Annotated in this window: 18 protein-coding genes; 14 read left to right on the top strand and 4 right to left on the bottom strand. The window is 65.5% G+C overall.

Going from position 1 to position 19,452, the window contains the following annotated elements; genetic code table 11:
* Positions 1–272: 272 nt before the first annotated feature.
* Genes G4O04_09385 through G4O04_09375 form a run of 3 tightly spaced genes read right to left on the bottom strand, consistent with a single transcriptional unit; the run spans position 273 to position 2,106 of the window.
* Entirely contained in the window at positions 273–419 is a 147-nt protein-coding gene (locus G4O04_09385) for a hypothetical protein (protein ID HEY58727.1), read from the bottom strand.
* 60 nt (positions 420–479) lie between these two features.
* Positions 480–1,565, bottom strand: a complete 1,086-nt coding sequence (locus tag G4O04_09380; GenBank protein ID HEY58726.1) for a hypothetical protein — start codon at positions 1,563–1,565, stop codon at positions 480–482.
* Positions 1,537–2,106, bottom strand: a complete 570-nt coding sequence (locus G4O04_09375) for a sigma-70 family RNA polymerase sigma factor (GenBank protein ID HEY58725.1) — start codon at positions 2,104–2,106, stop codon at positions 1,537–1,539. Before G4O04_09375 ends, G4O04_09380 begins: the two co-directional genes overlap by 29 nt.
* 405 nt (positions 2,107–2,511) lie before the next feature.
* Between G4O04_09375 and G4O04_09370 the strand changes: the two genes are divergently transcribed.
* The 14 genes from G4O04_09370 (at position 2,512) to G4O04_09305 (ending at position 17,262) form a co-directional block, all read left to right on the top strand.
* On the top strand, positions 2,512–3,780 hold the full coding sequence (locus tag G4O04_09370) for an argininosuccinate synthase (GenBank protein ID HEY58724.1): 1,269 nt from the start codon (positions 2,512–2,514) through the stop codon (positions 3,778–3,780).
* A gap of 172 nt (positions 3,781–3,952) precedes the next feature.
* Complete coding sequence (gene argH, locus G4O04_09365) at positions 3,953–5,380, top strand: argininosuccinate lyase (GenBank protein ID HEY58723.1); 1,428 nt, start codon at positions 3,953–3,955, stop codon at positions 5,378–5,380.
* A 39-nt stretch (positions 5,381–5,419) separates the two neighbouring features.
* On the top strand, positions 5,420–5,587 hold the full coding sequence (lysW, locus tag G4O04_09360) for a lysine biosynthesis protein LysW (protein ID HEY58722.1): 168 nt from the start codon (positions 5,420–5,422) through the stop codon (positions 5,585–5,587).
* 144 nt (positions 5,588–5,731) lie between these two features.
* A complete protein-coding gene (gene lysX, locus G4O04_09355) occupies positions 5,732–6,595 on the top strand; it encodes a lysine biosynthesis protein LysX (GenBank protein ID HEY58721.1) in 864 nt (287 codons plus the stop codon).
* A gap of 27 nt (positions 6,596–6,622) precedes the next feature.
* Positions 6,623–7,672 carry an N-acetyl-gamma-glutamyl-phosphate reductase gene (locus G4O04_09350; GenBank protein HEY58720.1) on the top strand — a complete coding sequence of 350 codons (1,050 nt, stop codon included), beginning with the start codon at positions 6,623–6,625 and terminating at the stop codon, positions 7,670–7,672.
* A 72-nt stretch (positions 7,673–7,744) separates the two neighbouring features.
* Complete coding sequence (locus G4O04_09345) at positions 7,745–7,975, top strand: hypothetical protein (protein ID HEY58719.1); 231 nt, start codon at positions 7,745–7,747, stop codon at positions 7,973–7,975.
* Positions 7,976–8,041: 66 nt separating this feature from the next.
* On the top strand, positions 8,042–8,848 hold the full coding sequence (locus tag G4O04_09340; GenBank protein HEY58718.1) for a [LysW]-aminoadipate kinase: 807 nt from the start codon (positions 8,042–8,044) through the stop codon (positions 8,846–8,848).
* Between the two features lie 90 nt (positions 8,849–8,938).
* Entirely contained in the window at positions 8,939–9,847 is a 909-nt protein-coding gene (locus tag G4O04_09335) for a carbohydrate kinase family protein (GenBank protein HEY58717.1), read from the top strand.
* 61 nt (positions 9,848–9,908) lie between these two features.
* Positions 9,909–10,478, top strand: a complete 570-nt coding sequence (locus G4O04_09330) for a biotin transporter BioY (protein HEY58716.1) — start codon at positions 9,909–9,911, stop codon at positions 10,476–10,478.
* A 55-nt stretch (positions 10,479–10,533) separates the two neighbouring features.
* Positions 10,534–11,691, top strand: coding sequence for a glutamine-hydrolyzing carbamoyl-phosphate synthase small subunit (gene carA / locus G4O04_09325; GenBank protein ID HEY58715.1), 1,158 nt, complete (start codon positions 10,534–10,536; stop codon positions 11,689–11,691).
* Between the two features lie 204 nt (positions 11,692–11,895).
* The gene (locus tag G4O04_09320) at positions 11,896–12,201 is read left to right on the top strand and encodes a ribbon-helix-helix protein, CopG family (protein ID HEY58714.1); all 306 of its coding nucleotides are present in this window, start codon (positions 11,896–11,898) and stop codon (positions 12,199–12,201) included.
* Positions 12,194–15,445 (top strand): carbamoyl-phosphate synthase large subunit, encoded by a 3,252-nt coding sequence (gene carB, locus G4O04_09315; protein ID HEY58713.1) that lies wholly within the window; start codon positions 12,194–12,196, stop codon positions 15,443–15,445. The genes G4O04_09320 and carB overlap by 8 nt, the downstream gene beginning before the upstream one ends.
* A gap of 57 nt (positions 15,446–15,502) precedes the next feature.
* Positions 15,503–16,660 (top strand): aspartate aminotransferase family protein, encoded by a 1,158-nt coding sequence (locus G4O04_09310; GenBank protein HEY58712.1) that lies wholly within the window; start codon positions 15,503–15,505, stop codon positions 16,658–16,660.
* A gap of 341 nt (positions 16,661–17,001) precedes the next feature.
* Positions 17,002–17,262 (top strand): hypothetical protein, encoded by a 261-nt coding sequence (locus tag G4O04_09305; GenBank protein ID HEY58711.1) that lies wholly within the window; start codon positions 17,002–17,004, stop codon positions 17,260–17,262.
* A 278-nt stretch (positions 17,263–17,540) separates the two neighbouring features.
* Here G4O04_09305 and G4O04_09300 read toward each other — a convergent pair.
* Positions 17,541–19,452: sortase (locus G4O04_09300; GenBank protein HEY58710.1), on the bottom strand; the 1,912-nt coding region annotated here is incomplete at its 5' end.

The raw sequence follows: 19,452 nt of genomic DNA, 5'->3' as shown, positions 1-19,452 counted from the left end.
TTCTTTGGTTACACAAGAGAATGATCATGAGCATACAATCTTTGAGTTCCGTTGGTAAGGTGCGGAGAAAAAGTCTCATTTTGAGACCGTTTTTCGTGATCTGGCCTCTGATTGCGCAAAACTTACGATAAGAGGTGTTTTTGGGAAGCGGACGGGCTGATGTTTATTATGCAGCACCCTTTGAGGCTGGCCGCTTGGGCATCCGGCGTGGCGCATGGAACCGGCCCCTCCTGGTGAGGGGCTGGCGGTGGTCTCACCCTGGGGCGCTGACGCTATTTCAGGCCGGAGTGGAGGAAACTGCGGATGAACTGACGCTGGAAGAGCAGAAAGAGCACCAGCAGGGGGCCGACCACGATGAGCGTGGCGGCGGCCAGCAGGGGCCAGCGGGCGCCAATTTCGCCCAGTTGGAGTAAAAACACCAGACGACCGTTTGCGGTCGCCTGGTGTTTATAGGGATGGTAGGGCTGGCGTGGTCGAGGTCAGTGCCCGCCGCCCATGCCGCCGTTACCCATTCCGCTGCCGTTGCCGCCGGGCATGGGGGTATTCAGCCAATTGCCGTTGCCACCAGGCATGGGACTCCACATGGGGGTGCCCATACCATTACCGCTGCCGCCGGGCATGGGACTACCCATTGGGGTACCCATGCCGTTGCCATTGCCGCCGGGCATGGGGCTGCCCATGGGGGTACCCATTCCGCCACCGCTGCCGCCGGGCATGGGGCTGCCCATAGGGCCTTGGCCACCGGGTCCGGGCGTGCCCCTACCCTCGCCGAGCCCATGCTGTTGCATCATCTCCAGCCCTTGCTGAGAGACCTGCAGCGCGTGCTCCAGCGCCGGTCGGGCTTCAGACGGTACCTGTTCGGCCAGACCCTGCAACACCTGCAGGTGTTGCGCCAGCATCGCCTGGCTTTGGCCCACCACCTCGGGGTCCGGTTGCCCCATTTGGGCCATCTCCTGTATCATGGCCTGCACCTGCTCCTGGTAGCGGGCCATGACCACCGGGATCTCGTCGTGGCGGCCCTGAGCGGCCAGCGCCTGAACTTCTTCCAGTCGGCGCTGCGTGAACTGGGCCAGCAGGTTGACATCCTGCTCCGGCCCGGCCAGCGCCAGTTGCACTTCTTCAACGGCCATCTTGACCGGATACAACGCTTCACCCGGCAGGGCGCTTTCCGAGGCGTACACCGCCCCGCCGCCTCCCAACAAAGCCGTGACCATAGCGACCAAAACCACGATCCATGTCATCGCGAACCTCCTTTGGGTTTTGAGTGTGGAACTTCGCCCATAAAGACGGAGATCGCGCCAAAACGTTACAAACCAAGGGGGGCGGATGCGGCGCAACAATCGTCGCCGGGCCTGGCGACGAAAGGCGGGGCGCGGTTGAACCTCGGGGGCCGCTTGCAGCGTGAGGGCCACCTGCAGCAAGGGAGCGACTTCCTGGCGCACCTCCGGCTCCAGCGTGGCCAGAAAGTCTTGCAGTGCTTCTTCCCCCTGCTTGGCAGCGCGCAGGCCGGCGGCCAGGGCCGCCTCGATCATCTCTTCATCCGACCGGGGAATGGGTTGTTCCATGATGTTCTACCTCTTGAGATTGAAGCATCTCACGCAACCGACGCAGGGCACGATATTGCAGTACGCGCACATGCCCTTCCGCTATGCCCAACACTTTGGCCGTCTCGGCGTGGCTCATGCCCTGGATGAAGCGGCACACCAACACCTGTTGCCATTGGGGGGGGAGACGCCTGAGGTGGTGGAGCAGATCCTTCAGAGTTTCCCGTTGTTGGACCTGCTCTTCAGGCCCGGGCCCTCTATCGGGGAGAGGGGGCGCTGAAGTTAGCTCCGTCTCTGGGCGGGCGGCGCGGTGGTGGTCCACGATGAGGTTGTGGGCGATGCGGAAAATCCAGGCCTCCGGGTGGTCCGGTACCCGCCCGGTCTTCCGCAGGGCTTCCCATGCCCGTACAAAGGTTTCTTCGGTGAGGTCCTCGGCGTCGCGCTCGTTGCCCAGTCTGTAGTAGGCGTACCGGTATACGCGGTCCAGCAACTGTTCGTAGAAATCGCCAAAGGCCTCGGCGTCGCCTCTGGCCGCGCGTTGCAGGAGTTCGTGGGCTTCCATGGGGCTTCTTTTCCCTTGACTCAAAGGTAGAGACGGAAAACCGCGCCGTTCGTTACAACAGCCCCGGCGCGTCGGTCCAGGCCGCTTCGAGAGGAGGGAGCGCGCCTCGGTAGTGACGATAGTTTACCAAAACATGGCTCATCCTGGGGGCCGTCGCCGTAGGGCGTCGTTTACGCTTTTTTTATCCGGCTTTGCCTTGACAGAACCGTGGGGCGTTGGTATAACCAACCTCGTGATGAGCCACGAATTGCGCGTCCGTCGTCCTCGTAAGAGCAGCCCCCTTCCCCGGCGGGAAAGGCGGGTGCGGGCGCGTGTACCTTGACGCCAGACGTGCGTGCACTGGAAGTTCGTCGCCCTCCTTCCCCCGGAAGGAGGGCTTTTTTCATACCTTTGAGGAGGTTCGGCATGAGTGCAGCGGCAAAGCCCCAGGTGAAAAAGGTGGTGTTAGCCTACTCCGGCGGGCTGGACACCTCGGTCATCGTCCCCTGGCTGAAGGAGAACTACGGCTGTGAGGTGGTCTGTTTCACCGCCGACCTGGGCCAGGGCGCCGAGTTGGAGGGCCTGGAAGAAAAGGCCCTGGCCAGCGGCGCCAGTCGAATCGTGATCAAGGACCTGCGCAACGAGTTCGCCAGTGAGTACCTCTTCCGCGTGTTGCGGGCCGGTGCGGTGTACGAGCGCAAGTACCTGTTGGGTACCTCCATCGCCCGCCCGCTCATCGCCAAGTATCTGGTGGATGTGGCCCATCAGGTGGGGGCCGACGCGGTGGCCCATGGAGCCACGGGCAAGGGCAACGACCAGGTGCGCTTCGAACTCACGGTCATGGCCCTCGACCCGCGTCTCAAGGTCATCGCCCCCTGGCGCGAGTGGGTCATTCGCTCCCGTGAGGACGCCATCGCCTACGCCCAGGCCCACAACATCCCCGTCACGGCCACCACCAAAACCATCTACAGCCGCGATCACAACCTGTGGCACATCTCCCACGAGGGCGGCCCCCTGGAAGACCCCTGGTGGGAGCCCGATGAGTCGGTGTTCATGCTCACCGCTTCGCCCCTGGAAGCCCCCAACGAACCGGAGTATGTGGAGATCGAGTTCGAGACCGGCACCCCCGTGGCCGTCAACGGCCAGAAGATGGCCCCGGCTGAGTTGGTAGCCTATCTCAACGCCCTGGGGGCCAAGCATGGCATCGGCCGGGTGGATATGGTCGAGAACCGCCTGGTGGGCATGAAGTCCCGCGGCATCTACGAGACCCCCGGCGGCACCATCCTCCTGGCGGCCCACCGAGAACTGGAATCTCTGGTGCTGGATCACGCCACCATGCAGTTCAAAGACCTGGTGGCCCTGAAGTACGCCGAGTTGGTGTACAACGGCCTGTGGTTCAGCCCCCTGCGTGAGGCCCTGGACGCCTTCGTAGATGCCACCCAGGGGCCGGTCACCGGCATCGTGCGCCTCAAACTCTACAAGGGCAACATCATCCCTGCCGGCCGCAAGAGCCCCTTCAGCCTCTACCGTGAGGATTTCGCCACCTTCGGTCAGGAAGATGTGTATGACCAGTCCGACGCCGAGGGCTTTATCCACCTCTTTGGCCTGCCGCTGAAGGTGAGGGCACTGAACAAACTCCCCGTAGCGGGGCTGGACATGCCCAAGCCCGATTACTCGCGTTTTAAGCGGGATTAGCGCAGAGACACAGAGGGACGCAGAGGCGCAGAGGAGGGCGAAAGGTGAGGAGCCAAGGGTTCCCTTGAAAAGCCTCTGAGCCCTCTGTGTCTCCCACTCCCTTTGCGTCTTCCACGCCTTTGAGTCCTCTACATTTCCCATTCTCTGCGTCTTTCACACCCAGGAGCGGTGTATGGCACAGGATACGGAAGCCAAACTTTGGGGCGGGCGCTTTGCCCAGGGAACGGATCCGCAAATGTGGGCCCTCAACGCCTCCATCATGGTGGATCGGCGGCTGGCCTTCCATGACATCCACGGCAGCCTGGCCTGGGCCAAGGCCCTGCAAGGAGCCGGGGTGCTCACCGCCGAGGAGGCCCAGACCATCCAGCAGGGATTGCACCGCGTGGCCCAAGAATTTGCCGAGGGTACCTTTGTCTTCGCCCCGACCGACGAAGACATCCATACCGCGGTGGAGCGGCGCCTGCGCGAACTCATCGGCCCCCTGGCCGGGAAACTGCACACCGGACGCAGTCGCAACGATCAGGTGGCCACCGACTTTCGCCTCTGGCTGCTGGATCAGCGACCCCGTTTAGACGAGGCTTTGGCCGACCTGCAGGCCGCCTTGCTGGAGCGCGCCAAGGCCGACCTGGAGGTGGTCATGCCCGGCTACACCCACCTCCAGCAGGCCCAGCCCATCCTGCTGGGGCACTGGTGGCTGAGCCACTTCTGGCCCCTCCAGCGCGACCGCGAGCGGCTTTACCAGTTGACCCGGCGGGCGGCGGCCCTGCCGTTGGGCGCGGCGGCCCTGGCGGGCACCACCTACCCGGTGGATCGCCAGGCTCTGGCCAGGGAGTTGGGCTTTGCCGTGGTTGCCCCCAACAGCCTGGACGCCGTCTCCGACCGCGACTTCGCCGCCGAATTCCTTTTCTTCGCCGCCCTGGTCGGCGTCCACCTCAGTCGGCTGGCCGAGGCGCTCATCCTGTTTTCTGGCACCGAGTTCGGTTTCTTCACTCTGAGCGATGCCTACGCCACCGGCTCCAGCCTGATGCCCCAAAAGAAGAACCCCGACGCCTTCGAACTGGCCCGTGGCAAGAGTGGTGCCCTCATTGGTCTACTCACCGGCCTGCTGAGTACCCTCAAGGGCCTGCCCTCGGCCTACGACAAAGACCTGCAGGAGGATAAAGAGCCCGTCTTCCGCGCGGCCGATACGCTTTACGCCCTGGTGCCCGTCCTGGCCAATGCCCTGCGCACCCTCACCGTGAACGCCGACCGATTGCGTGCCGCCGTCCACAAAGCCACCCTGGCCACCGACCTGGCGGATTATCTGGTGGAGCAGGGCGTCCCCTTCCGTGAGGCTCATCACCTGGTGGGGGAACTCATCCGCCAGGCCGAAACCGCCGGGACCCCGCTGGATGCCCTGCCCCCGGAGGCCTACCGGGCCCTGCATCCATCGCTGACCCCGGAAGTGGTGGCCCGGGTGCTGGACCCCATGGAAAGCATCCGCCGCCGCCGGGTGGAAGGCGGTACCTCCCCCGAGGCGGTCCGGGCCCAGTTGAACCAGGCCCAGGTCTTGCTGACCCAACAGCTCCCTCAGGCCTACCCTGATCAGGCAACCAGGTAACCAACCCCCAACATCCCAAAAGAGGAGGCTCTCATGTCCATGAATGTCACTTGTCCCGAATGTGCTGCCGAATTTGATCTGGAACCCGGCACCGAGGTCAACGAAATCGTTGTCTGTCCCGATTGCGGCGTGGAGTTAGAGGTGGTTTCGTTAGATCCGCCTGCCGTGGAACTGGCGCCTATGGAAGAGGAGGACTGGGGCGAGTAAGGCCCAAGACCCTCGATCTGGGAGCCCCCTGCTCTTCCCCACAATCCTCCCCTCTCCTCCCCCGGCTGGGGGAGGAGAGGGGAGCGGCCTGCCCTGACCAGGTCCAACCATCAACCAAACAACCAGGCAACCAAGTAACGAATCATGAAACGTTATTGCATCGGTGTGATCTATTCTCGCGTGCGGGTGGAAGAAAAGTGGATCTTCGCCGCCCTGGAAACCCGGGGGGTGGACTATGAGCGTCTGGACGACCGCCTGATCCACTTCGATCCTCAGGACCCCGCGCCATGGCAGCGGTTCGACGCGGTGCTCTCGCGGAGCATCAGCGCCACGCGCGGGTTGTATGCTTTGCGCACTTTGGAGGCCCTGGGCGTGCCCACGGTGAACACTTTTCGTGTAGCCGAAATTTGTGGTGACAAGATGGCCACTACCCTGGCCCTGGCCCGCGCGGGGCTTCCGCAGCCTCGAACGCGCCTGGCCTTTACCCCTCAATCGGCGCTGGAAGCCATCGAGGAACTGGGCTACCCGGTGGTGCTCAAGCCGGTGGTGGGCTCTTGGGGCCGACTGTTGGCCAAGATCAACGACCGGGATGCCGCCGAGGCCATCCTGGAGCACCGCGCTACCCTGGGTTCCCCCCAGCAGGCGGTGTTTTACATTCAGGAGTACATCGCCAAGCCGGGCCGCGACATCCGTGCCCTGGTCATCGGCGACAAAGTGGTGGCGGCCATCTATCGCAAATCCGAGCACTGGATCACCAACACCGCCCGTGGCGGCGCAGGGGAGGTCTGTCCACTAACTCCCGAATTGGAAGCCCTTTGCCTTCAGGCGGCCCAGGCGGTCGGCGGTGGGGTGCTGGCGGTGGACATCTTGGAGCACCCGGAGCGTGGTTATCTGGTCAACGAGATCAATCACACCATGGAGTTCCACACCGCTCAACCCACCACTGGCGTGGACATCGCTGGCGAGATCGTGGAATACGTCCTGCGCGTGGCGAATGCGGCGCGCTAATCGAGCCCTTTTCCCTACGGAGGTCTCATGACCACCCCAACGAGTTTCACCGCAAGCATTGTGGGCGCTTCTGGCTATACCGGCGGGGAACTGCTGCGTTTGTTGCTTGAGCATCCTGCGGTGACGGTGGTGCAGGCCACTTCGCGGCGCTATTTGGGGCAGTATGTGTATCAGGTGCACCCCAACCTGCGCAAGCGTACCCGACTCAAGTTCACCGCCCCCGACGCTTTGGAGCCGGTGGATGTGCTTTTCTTGGCCTTGCCCCACGGTGAAGTCCAGAAGCACATCGCCCGGTGGGCCGAGGTGGCGTCGTACATTGTGGACCTTTCCGCCGATTTCCGCCTGCGCGATCCTGCCGCCTACGAGTACTGGTACGGCAGGCCTCACGCTGCGCCGGAGTGGCTGGAAAAGTTCGTCTACGGCCTGCCCGAGTTGCACCGCGAGGAACTGGGCCAGGCCCGCTATGTCAGCGGCGTGGGCTGCAACGCCACTGCCACCATTCTGGCGTTGTTGCCCCTGGTCCAGGCGGGTCTCCTGGACGCCGAGCGGCCCGTCATCGGTGAGATCAAGGTCGGTTCTTCGGAAGGCGGGGCCGAACCCAACCCCGGCTCCCACCATCCGGAGCGCAGCAGCGTGGTCCGCACCTATGCCCCTTACGGCCACCGCCACACGGCCGAGGTCATCCAGGAGTTGGGCCTGACGCAAGTCAGCCTGACCATGACCTCGGTGGACCTGGTGCGCGGCGCGCTGGCCACCGTCCACGCCTGGGTCAAGCCCGGCGTGACCGAGAAAGACCTGTGGAAGGCGTACCGTCAGGTGGTCAATGAAAACCCCTTCCTGCGCCTGGTCAAAGAGCGCCGGGGTGTGTACCGCGTGCCCGAGCCCAAGATCCTTGCCGGGAGCAACTACGCCGATTTGGGCTTTGCTTTGGATGAGACGACCGGCCATGTGGTCGCCATGTGCGCCATCGATAATTTGATGAAAGGCGCGGCCGGTTCGGCGGTGCAATCCATGAACCTCATGCTGGGGTTGAACGAAACCACGGGGCTGGATTTCCCCGGGTTGCATCCCATTTGAGGTCTGGCATAGCATTCCGGAGGCCCCTGTCTCCTTTTTCGGGAAGCATTACGTGCCGCCCGGATCCACATCGTGCGTGACCCTTCGCCTGAAGAAGTGGCTCTCCATCGGGGAATCATTGCCCATGCTGCCGATGTGCCTATCGTCCTGGCGGCCATGTGGGTTCAGGTGGACTATCTGGTGACTTTGAGTCGACGCCATTTTATCGATGACCCGGCTGTAGCCGCTCGTTCTGGCTTGCGTATCGGTACCTCCGGAGAGGTGCTCCAATGGCTCAGAATCCGGCTGGCGGGCGAGGGTTGAAGTTGGCCTTCTTGCCCGTGATACTATGCGGTCGTTACTTTTGCATACTTGCTCAGGAGGAGATGCATGACCCTGGTCGTCAAACTCGGCGGCACCGAAGGTGTGGATTTTGCCGCGGCTTGTGAAGACATTGCGACCTTGGTAGCGCAGGGTGAAAAGGTGGTGGTGGTGCACGGAGGCTCAGCTGAAGCCAACGCCCTGGGTGAGGCACTGGAGCGTCCCCCGCGGTTTGTGACTTCGCCCTCGGGTTTCACCAGCCGCTATACGGATCGCCCCACGCTGGAAATCTTCGCCGCGGCCGTCAACGGCAAGGTGAACACCCTGCTGGTGGAGCAGTTGCAGCAGCGCGGGGTGAACGCTTTGGGCCTGAGCGGCCTCGATGGCCGGTTGCTTCGCGCCAAACGCAAAGGCAGCATCCGCATCGTGGAGAACGGCAAGCGCAAGATTTTGCGCGGAGACTACACCGGGAAAATCCAGACCGTCAACGCTGCCCTGTTGTGTTTGCTGCTCGAAGCCGGGTACACACCGGTCGTGGCCCCCTTGGCGGTGAGCGAGGCGGGCGAGGCGCTGAACGTGGATGCGGATCGGGCGGCGGCCATGATCGCTGCGGCCTTGCAGGCCGATACGCTACTCCTGCTCACCGCCGCGCCGGGACTGTTGCGCAACTTCCCTGACGAAAGCAGCCTGATCCCTCACCTGCCGGCCTCTCAGGTGGAAGCCGCCCTGGAATACGCCCAGGGGCGCATGAAAAAAAAGGTGTTGGGCGCCCAGGAGGCGCTGGCGGGCGGTGTGGCGCGGGTGATCATCGCCGACGGCCGCATTGCCCAACCGATTCGCCACGCCCTGGCGGGCGGCGGCACGACGATCGCTTAGGTCAGGCCCCTGCCCTTGACCGCTGGGTATCTGCAGCCCACCGCCTTCAACCCCCTGGTTGCCTTTCCTGTGGTGATGCTCGTGGTTGCGATGGAAGCCATTGTAGTAGGCAATGTCACCTTAGATGTCCTCTGCTACCCGGTGGACGAAGTGCCCCGCCATGAATCCATCGCTTTCGAGCAGGCGGCGGTGGGGCCGGGTGGGTGTGCCTCGAACACGGCCGTGGTGCTGGCATCGTTGGGCCTTTCCACGGGCATCGCCGCTTGTGTGGGCGCCGATGAGGCGGCTGCCCTTGCCCGTCGCACCTGGCAGACCTTTGGGGTGGATGACCGTTTCGTGGAAACCGTGGACGCCCCCACGGCGGTCAGTGTGGGCCTGGTGGATCACGAGCGGCAGCCCCGCTTTATCCATACCCCTGGGGCCAACGCTTACCTGACGCCAACACGGTTGCGACCGGAGGCCTATGCTAAGGTCGGGGCGAAGTGGCTTCACCTGGCGGGCTACTTTGTGCTCCCTGGATTGCTGACCACGGCCCTGGCCCCCGTGCTCGCCCGGGCCCATGCCGCCGGAATGCGGGTCTCGCTGGATGTGGTCACTTCGCCGGCCATGGACGATTCGGCTCCGCTGTGGCCTTTGTTGCCCCTGCTGGATGTGTTCTTCTGCAACGCCCACGAGGGATACCGCCTGACCGGTCACCGCGACCCGGAGGACATCGCCACGGCCTTGGGAGAACGCGGCGCCCGCAGGGCGGTAGTCAAACTGGGTGCTGCCGGATCCTATGGGTGGTCGCCGGATTTCCAGGGGCGGGTGCCCGCCCCGGAGGTCCGCGAGGTGGTGGACACCACCGGGGCCGGGGACGCTTTTGCCGCCGGGTTCATTGCGGCGCGGCTTCGGAACGCTTCCTTTTATAGCGCGCTGCGGGTGGGTAATATGACCGGGGCGCGGGCGGTCACGGCGTTGGGTGCCACCGCCGCCTTTACGCCCCCTGCTGGGGCGTGACTTCGCTCCGGGCTGGGTGTTCCCTCTTTGGGTAACCCTTGTTTTCTGAAAGGAGTGGATGATGGCCCTGAGAACCTTGACCTACCCCCGCACGGTATTGGTGCCGCCGCTGTCGCGGCGGGCCAACTTGGCGCTGCTGTTGGGCGCCAGTCTGTTCATCGCCCTGTTAGCTCAGGTGCGCGTGCCTTTGCTTTTTACGCCCGTACCCATCACCGGGCAGACGCTGGCGGTGCTCTTGGTGGGCGCGGCGCTGGGCCCCCGGCGGGGGGCGTTGGCGGTGTTGTTGTATCTGGCTGAGGGGTTGGCCGGGCTGCCGGTGTTCGCCGGCGGCGGTTCCGGGCTGGCGCACCTTCTGGGCCCCACCGGCGGGTATCTGGTGGGCTTTGTGGCTGCGGCCTGGGTGGCCGGCTTTATGGCTGAACAGGGCTGGGACCGCCGGGGGCGGACCGCCTGGCTGGTCTTTTTGCTGGCCGAGGTAGCCCTGTACCTGCCAGGCCTGGCCTGGCTGGCTCTTTTCGTGGGCCCGCAGCGGGTGCTGGTTTTGGGATTGGCCCCCTTTGTCTTAGGCGATGTGCTCAAGGCACTCATCGCCGGGGCGTTGTTGCCTACGGTGTGGCGTTGGGTGCGGTAATGTGATGGCAAGCCGGGGGCTTGGTGGTGCCCCTGGGCTTTTCTGGGAGTACAGTATGCCCACAGCGACACTGGCCTTAGAAGACGGCACGGTGTTGGCCGGCGAGGCCCTGGGCGCGCCGGCCGATGCGGTGTTTGAACTGGTGTTCAACACCAGCATGACCGGCTACCAGGAAATCCTCACCGACCCCTCGTATCGCGGGCAGGGGGTGTTGTTCACTGCGCCCCACATCGGCAACGTGGGCATCAACGCCGAGGATTTCGAGTCCGCGCGCCCCCAGGTGGAGACGGTGGTGTTGCGCTCCCTGAGCCCGGTGGTGTCTAACTGGCGGGCCAAGCGTACCCTGGCCGAGTGGCTGGCCCACCACGGCGTGCCGGGCATTGCCGGGGTGGATACCCGCTACTTGACCCGCAAACTGCGCGATCAGGGCACCCTCAAAGCCGCCCTTTCGACCCAGGGCACCCCGGCCGAAGTGTTGTTGCGCCGGGCCCGGGCCTGGCCCGGCCTGGACGGGCGCGATATGGTGCGCGAGGTGACCTGTGCGCGTTCCCACCCCTGGCCGGGCGATGCGACGCTCCGCTCTACGCTCCACTTCCCTGAAGGGATGCGTGAGACCGAGATGCCCCCGCATGTTGTGGTGTACGACTTTGGTGCCAAGCGCAACATTTTGCGCCATCTGTTGGCCCGTGGCGCGCGGGTCACCGTGGTGCCTGCCTTTACCCCGGCCGAGGAAACCCTGGCTCTGCAACCCGACGGGGTGGTGCTGTCGAACGGTCCTGGTGACCCGGCCGGGCTGCCCTATGCGGTTGAGGCCACCCGCGGCCTACTCGACGCCGGGCTACCCCTGCTGGGCATCTGTCTGGGCCATCAGTTGCTGGGCCTGGCCCTGGGCGGCCGCACCCGCCGCCTCAAGTTCGGCCACCACGGCGGCAACCATCCCGTGCAAGACCTGCGCTCCGGCCGGGTGCTCATCACCTCGCAGAACCACAACTACTTTGTGGATGCCGACACCCTGCCTGCGGAGGTGGAGATCACCCACCTCAGCCTGAACGACGGCTCGCTGGAAGGGATGCGCCTCAAGGACCGTCCGGTCTTCAGCGTCCAGTTTCATCCCGAAGCCGCCCCCGGCCCCCACGATGCGTTTGGCCTGTTCGACGCCTTCATGGGTCTGGTGCAGAAAGAGACCACGGATGACGCGGAAGGACACGGATGAGCGCGGATTTTGTTTTGGAGTGCGGCGACCTGGTGCCGCTTTGAAGCGCGGAGGGCGCAGAGACGCGGGAGCGCAAAGACGCAGAGGGTGCGGAGAACGCAGAGGTGTGGGCAGGCGGGTGTCTTCATCTTGATAGACCGCTGCCTTTCCCGCTACACTGAGCGTGGAATGATGTGGAATGCTGTGTGCTGATGGAGGTGGCTTATGTATACCCGGGTGCAGTTCATGCTCACCGAAGACCTGTACCGTCGCCTGCGCCAGGCGGCCGAAGGGCGGGGGATGAGCATGTCTCAGTTCGTGCGCGAGGCGCTGGAGCGTGCTCTGGCTGAGGATGCCGAGGCCCGGCGCCAACGCCGGCGACAAGTGCTGGCCGAACTGGAGCGGGCCGCGCAATGGATTGCTGAACATGCTCCCGATTTGGTCCATACGCCTGAAGACCTCCAGGCTATGCGGGAGGAGCGGGATGAGGCGTTGTGCCTCGTCTTTTCCCCTGAGGTTCCCCGTGCCTAAGCGTGACGACATTCACACCATCCTGATCCCCGGCTCCGGCGCCATCACCATCGGCCAGGCGGCGGAGTTCGATTACTCCGGCACCCAGGCGGTCAAAGCCCTGCGCGCCGTGGGCTACCGTATCGTGTTGGTCAACAGCAACCCGGCCACCATCATGACCGACCCCGACCTGGCCGACGCGACCTACATCGAGCCCCTGACCCCCGAAGTGCTCGAGGCCATCATCGCCCAGGAGCGGCCCGATGCTCTGCTGCCCACCGTGGGGGGGCAGACCGGCCTCAACTTGGCCCTGGCCCTCAGCGAGCGCGGCGTGCTGGATCGCTACGGCGTGCGGCTCATCGGCGCCAACCTGGACGCCATCCGCGCGGCTGAGGACCGGCAGCGCTTCCGAGAAACCCTGATTCGCGCCGGCCTCCCCGTGCCCAAAGGGGGCGCTGTGGCCTCGTTAGAGGAGGCCCGCGCCCTGGCCGCCGAAATCGGCTACCCCCTGCTGGTGCGGGCGTCCTTTGCCCTGGGCGGCACCGGCGCCTCGTGGGTGCAGCAGCCCGAAGACCTGGACGAGGCCGTGCACCACGCCCTGGGCGCCTCGCCCATCGGCCGCGCCTGGCTTGAAGAGTCGGTGCTGGGCTGGAAAGAGTACGAGTTGGAGGTCATGCGCGACGGGGCCGACAACTTTGTGGTGGTGTGCAGCATTGAGAATCTCGATCCCATGGGCGTCCACACCGGCGATAGCATCACCGTGGCCCCGGCCATGACCCTCACCGACCCCGAATACCAGCGCCTGCGCGACCTGGCCCGGCGGGTCGTGTCGGCTGTGGGCGTCGAAACCGGCGGCGCCAACGTCCAGTTCGCCGTGGACCCGCGCACCGGCCGAACCGTGGTCATCGAGATGAACCCCCGCGTCTCCCGCTCCTCGGCCCTGGCCTCCAAGGCCACCGGTTTCCCCATCGCCAAAATCGCCGCCCTGGTGGCCGTGGGTTTCACTCTGGACGAAATCGTCAACGACATCACCGGCGAGACCCGCGCCGCCTTCGAGCCTTCGCTGGACTATGTGGTGGTCAAGATCCCCCGCTGGGCCTTTGAGAAGTTTCCGGGGGCAGACCCCACCCTGGGTCCGCAGATGAAGTCGGTGGGAGAGGTGATGGCCCTGGGCGTGACCTTTCCCCAGGCGCTGCACAAAGCCGTGCAGTCCCTGGAAATGGGCGTGGATGCCCTGGACGGCTCTGGGCCGGACCGCGACCCGGTGCCGGTGCCCACCCCGGAGGAACTGGCCGTGCCCCATCCGGACCGGATGTTCAGGGCCTACCGCGCCCTGCAGGCCGGCCACCCCTCGGAGAAAGTCGCTGCGGCTACCGGATACGACCCCTGGTTCGTGGCCCAGATGCAACAGGTGGCTGAGATGGAGGCCCAACTGCGGGCCATTTCGGCGGCCGCGCCCGAACCCGACCTGGCCCGCCGGCTGCGGCAGGCCAAGCGGATGGGCTTCGCCGACGCCCATTTGGCCCGCCTGTGGCCCTGGCTGGTGCCCGAAGCCCCGGTGACCGAGCGAGCCGAGCGTGTGCGCGCCCTGCGGGAGCGTCTGGGCGTGCGTCCCACCTACCGCCGGGTGGATACCTGTGCCGCCGAGTTCGAGGCCCAGACGCCATACCTGTATAGCGCCTATGAGTTGGCCGATGAGGCCCGGCCCACCGAACGGCCCAAGGTGCTCATCCTGGGCAGCGGCCCCAACCGCATCGGGCAGGGCATCGAGTTCGACTACTGCTGCTGTCAGGCGGCTTTTGCCCTGTCGGAGATGGGTTACGAGTCCATCATGCTCAACTGCAACCCTGAAACCGTCTCCACCGACTACGACACCGCCGACCGGCTGTATTTTGAGCCGCTGACCTTGGAGCATGTGCTGGAGGTGGTAGAAAAGGAGCGCCCCCAGGGCGTCATCGTCCAGTTTGGCGGGCAGACGCCTCTCAACCTGGCCGAGGGCCTGGAGCGGGCCGGGGTGCCCATCCTGGGCACGCCGCCGGAGGCCATCCGCCTGGCCGAGGACCGGGAGCGCTTCGCCGCGCTGCTGGAACGCTTGGGCATTCCGCAGCCCGAGCACGGCATCGCCCGCACGCCGGCCGAGGCGCGGCAGATCGCCGGGCGGCTGGGCTATCCGGTGCTGGTGCGGCCCTCCTTCGTCCTGGGGGGACGGGCCATGGCCATCGTCCACGCGCCCGAGGAACTGGAACGCTTCGTGGGCGAGGCTTTTGCCGCTGCGCCCGGCCAGCCGGTGCTGCTGGATCGTTTCCTCGACGATGCCTACGAGGTGGAGGTGGACGCCCTGGCCGACGGGCACCGGGTGGTCATCGGCGCCATCATGCAGCATATCGAAGAGGCCGGGGTGCATTCGGGCGATTCGGCGTGCGTGTTGCCGCCCTACAAAATCAGTGCCTACCACCTGGAGATTATCCGCGAATACACCACCCGCCTGGGGCTGTCCCTGGGCGTGCGCGGGTTGATGAACCTTCAGTTCGCTATTAAGGACGACATCGTGTATGTGCTGGAGGTCAACCCCCGCGCGTCGCGCACCGTGCCCTATGTGAGCAAGGCCACGGGGCTGAACCTGGCCCGCATCGCCACCCAGGTGATGGCCGGGCGCACTTTAGACGAGTTGGGAGTGACCGAGGAGCCGCGCGTGGACGGGTTCTTCGTCAAAGAGGCGGTGTTGCCCTTTGCCAAGTTGGTGGGCAGCCCGGCCGTGCTGGGCCCCGAAATGCGCAGCACCGGCGAGGTCATGGGCCACGCGGCCCACTTTGGGCACGCTTTCGCCAAAGCCCAGATGGCCGCTGGGATGCCCCTGCCCACCGAGGGCGCGGTGTTGCTCAGCGTGAACGATTACGACAAGGGTGCGGCGGCCAAAATCGCCCGCGACCTGGCCCGCCTGGGCTTTCGCCTCTACGCCACCCCCGGCACGGCGGCCTACCTGCGCCGCGTGGGGCTGGAAGTGACGCCAGTGAACAAAGTCTCCCAAGGTTCCTCCCATGTGGTGGACGCCATCCGCGAAGGGTGGGTGCAATTGGTGATCAACACCCCCTTGGGGGCGCAGGCCCACAGCGACGGCGCCCGCATCCGGGCGGCCGCCTGGGAGCACCGGGTGCCCCTGATCACCACCCTCTCGGCCGCCGCGGCCGCCGTGGCCGCCATCCGCGCCCTGCGGGAGCAGTCCTTCCGCTATCGCAGTTTGCAGGCTCACCACGGATTTCGGTGATCCTATTGAGTGGTCAACCCACTCACGGAGGCAGGAATTTTCAAGGAGGCTCTTCTGATGGATTGGCAAGCCCTTGAATCGCGTTACACCTCCGGCCTGTATGTCAAGCGGCCGGTGACCATCGTCCGGGGTGAAGGCGCTGTGGTGTGGGACGACCAGGGCCGGGCGTACATTGATTGCGTGGCCGGGCACGGCGTGGCCAACATCGGCCACAGTCATCCCAAAGTGGCCCAGGCCGTGGCCGAGCAGGCCGCCCGGCTGATCACCTGCCCCGAAATGTTTTACAACGACACCCGCGCCCGCCTGTTGAAGCGCCTGGGCAATCTGGTGCCGGGCATGGATCGGGTTTTCCTCTGCAATTCGGGCACCGAGGCCGTGGAAGCGGCCATCAAGTTCGCCCGCTTTAGCACTGGCCGCCCCGGCATCGTGGCCGCCATGCGGGGCTTCCATGGCCGGACTTTAGGGGCCCTTTCCGCCACCTGGAATAAAAAATACCGCACCCCCTTCGAGCCCCTGGTCCCCGGCTTCACCCACATCCCCTTCAACAAACCGGAGGCCCTGGACGAGGCCGTGACTGAGGAGACTGCCGCCGTAATTCTGGAGGTGGTGCAGGGCGAGGGCGGCATCCACCCGGCCACGCCGGAGTTCTTGCAGCGCGCCCAGGCCGTCTGCCAGGAACGGGGGGGCCTGCTCATCGTGGACGAGATCCAGAGCGGCATGGGCCGCACGGGCAAACTTTTCGCCTTCCAGCACTACGGCGTGCAGCCCGACCTGGTGACCCTGGCCAAGGGCATCGCTGGCGGAATCCCCATGGGTGCGGTGTTGCTGGGCGAGCGGGTGGCGCCTCTCAAGCCGGGCATCCACGGCACCACCTTCGGCGGCAACCCCGTGGCCGCGGCCGCGTCGCTGGCGGCGCTGGAGGTGCTTGAAGAGGAAAACCTGCCTCAGCGGGCGGCCGAGGTGGGCGCGTACTTCCTGGAGCGGCTACGGGCGATTCAGAGCCCCCTCATCCGCGAGGTGCGCGGCCTGGGCCTGATGCTGGGCGTGGAACTCAAGCAGAAAGTGCCCCCCTACATCCAGGCGTTGCTGGAACACGGCGTGCTGGCCCTCCCGGCCGGGCTGACGGTGATTCGCTTCCTGCCGCCGCTGGTCATCACCCGCGAGCAGGTGGACCAGGTGGTGACGGCATTGGAGGCCGTGCTGGCCTCTTCGTAGCGCGGGAGGGAGAATGCCCCTGCAAGTTTCCCCTTGAGCGCCAAAAGGCGTTACCATCTCCGCGAGGAAGGGGGCGTGTTGGAGGTTGTAGTTTTGGCACCCAGGCCGATAGACACCTGGCTCTTTTTGACCCTCTGGCTGGATGGCTGGACCTTAGGGGAGGTAGCGGGCGGTAGGGTTCCTGGCAGCCCGGTCGGGGTACCAGCCAGCCTGGCGGGAAAGCGCGGGGGATTTCTGGATGCCGGTGGCGTTCACGCTGGTTTGGCTGGGCTTCTGGATGGGCTTTGGTGTCCTGACTGGCGCCGGGGCTGTGGATGTCCTTCGGTCGGGAACGCCTCCGTGTGACCTATGAGGCCCTGGAGGTGCGCCGGGAGATCCTGGGGCTGGGGCGCATGCGGCGGTATCCGGCTGGGCGCATCGAGGAGATGTGGGTCGCCACGCCGTACCCCACGGCCAAAGAGGTGGAGCAGGGCCTGTTGCGCCTGAACGGGGCCGGGGAGGTGGTGGCCTTCGGCGCCGGGCTGACGCCCCAGGAGGCCGGGGAGATTTTGCAGGCCATCGTCAGCCGGTTCCCCAACTATCGGCGGGCACTGGAGGCTTGAAGGCCGCGGTGGTACATGTGAACTACAAGTGGGTGTTCGCGGGGTTGATCGCGGTCCACATTCTGGGCGTGGTGGTGCACCAGGTGACGAAAGGCGATGCGCTGAGCCGGATGGGGTAGGGGCGGGGCTGAGACTTCGTGTAGCCAGAAGGCCGGACGCCATGGGACAGGCGGTTTTGTCGCCAGACCCATGGCGTCCGGTGTGTTTTTCGGGGCGGAGAGCCCGTCTCCGCCCCGAAGTCTATAGGACCAAAGGTGTCCGGGAAGCGCCCATGGGGATCACGGCCCGGCTTCTACCGCGACCAGCACGGCCTGGACGATGACGCGGTAGCGGTAGGCCTGCCGCGCTTCGTCGTAGGTATGGCAGGTGATGAGCGTCAGCCAGTCCCGTTCTTTGTGGCCGAGCACCGAGGTGTCGTTGGGGGCGACCAGACGGACATGCCGGACCTCGTAGATGTAGCGCTGGCCGGAGGCGTGGATGATGATCTGATCGCCCCAGCGCAGATCGTAGAGGTGGGCAAAGGGGCCGGGCTGGCCGTCGGGCAGATAGTTGTGGGCCGTCAGACCGGTGTTCCCCGCCCAGGTGGGGAAAGCCGTGCCTTCCAGCCAGCCCACATTGTCCCACAACCAGGTCAGGTCCCAGCCCGCCTCGGTGCGCGGCACGCCCACGATGGGCACGCGGACGCCGAGTTTGGGGATTTCGAGCACCAGGCCGTCCAGGCCGCTGTAAGGCACCTGTTGGACCGGCAAGGGAGTCACCCGACCTGGGGCGAAGCCGGTTTCGGGGAGGGCCATGCGCACCTCGGCGGTGCTGGTGGTACCGTAGATGTCGGCCGGGCTGGCCGGGTCGTAGAACCGTTCGGTGGAGAGGGCGTTGTAAGGCGATTGCGGGGTGGTCACATCGCCGGGGAGACTGCTCCAGGCCAGTGAGGCCTCGTTGGTCACCCGGTCACCGGGCACCGTGTCCAGCGTGGCCTGGAAGGTGATGTGGGCCGTGGCATCCAGGGGGAAGGTGTCCCAGGTGACGGTGATGGTGCGGGTGAGCGGGTCGTAGCCCATACTGGTAGGCGTCGGTCCATCCACCGATGCCAGGCTGGCGGCGACATAGGTCATCTGCCTCGGCAAGACATCGGTGAGGACCACATCGTAAGCGTTCGTCTCGCTCTGGGCCGTATGTTGCACGGTGAGGGTGAAGGTGATGGGCTCGTCGGGCAACACCACCGTGGGCGTGGCGGCTTTGCCCAGGCTGAGGTCGGGCTCCTGGATGCGCACCTGGGGAGCCGAGACTGTCAGGGAACCGCCACCCCAGGTCAGCGTGGCCCTGTTGGTCAGGGACACGCCGGACTGGTTTTCCACATTGTCCAGCACGACCACCGTGTAGCGGATGGTCACCGTGCCGTCGCCGGCGCTGGGGTTGCTCACCGTGCCCAGATCGAAGACGACTTTGCGCCCGGCGTCGGCGGGGTTGGCGCTTCCCGTCGGTTCGGTGTGCACGGTGGGGTTGGTGGGCGCGCTGCAGGCATCGGCAAAGCCGCCGGGCAGGGTGGTGGTGATGCCGGCGGAAGCCGCGATGTTCTCGCAGGCCACGAAGACCAGGCCGCGGTCGAGGATGTCGGTGAGGGTCAGGTTGCTCAGGGTGCCGCCCGCGGGTACGATGAAGGTCACCTCGTAGGTAAGGATTTCGCCAATGGCCACCTGGGTACCGGTGGTGAAGGTCTGGTTGGTGGCCACCAGCGTCTTGGTCAGGTCCCCGGTGCCGGTGGCGAGGATGCGGTCCGTGTCGCCGGCCGAGTCGTTGACGGGGGTGGGGTCGGTGACGCCGGCAGGCGTGGCCACGGAGACGGTGTTGGTGAGGTCGCCGGTGGCGGAGGAGGCGATGGAAGCGGTGACGGTGTAGGTGATGCTTGAGCCGGCTGGCAGGTCCACGGTGTCGGTGAAGTTGGAGGTGATGGGGCCGGCGGAGCCGGAGCAGGTGGCGCCGCCTGTGGCCGTGCAGGTCCATTCCCAACTGGCGATCTGCGTCGGTTTGGCGTCGCTCACTGTGGCGTTCAGAGCGTCGCTGGGGCCGGCATTGCGCACGGTGATGGTGTAGGTCACCGTAGCGCCGGGGGCCACCACGGTCAGGCCGTCGTCCTTGGTGACGGAGAGGTCGGCCTGGGCGTTGGCGGTGTTGGTGTCCGAGGCGGTGTTG

This window comes from Anaerolineae bacterium, assembly GCA_011176535.1.
GTDB lineage: Bacteria > Chloroflexota > Anaerolineae > Anaerolineales > DRMV01 > DUEP01.
This window is presented reverse-complemented; position numbering and strand designations above follow the sequence as displayed.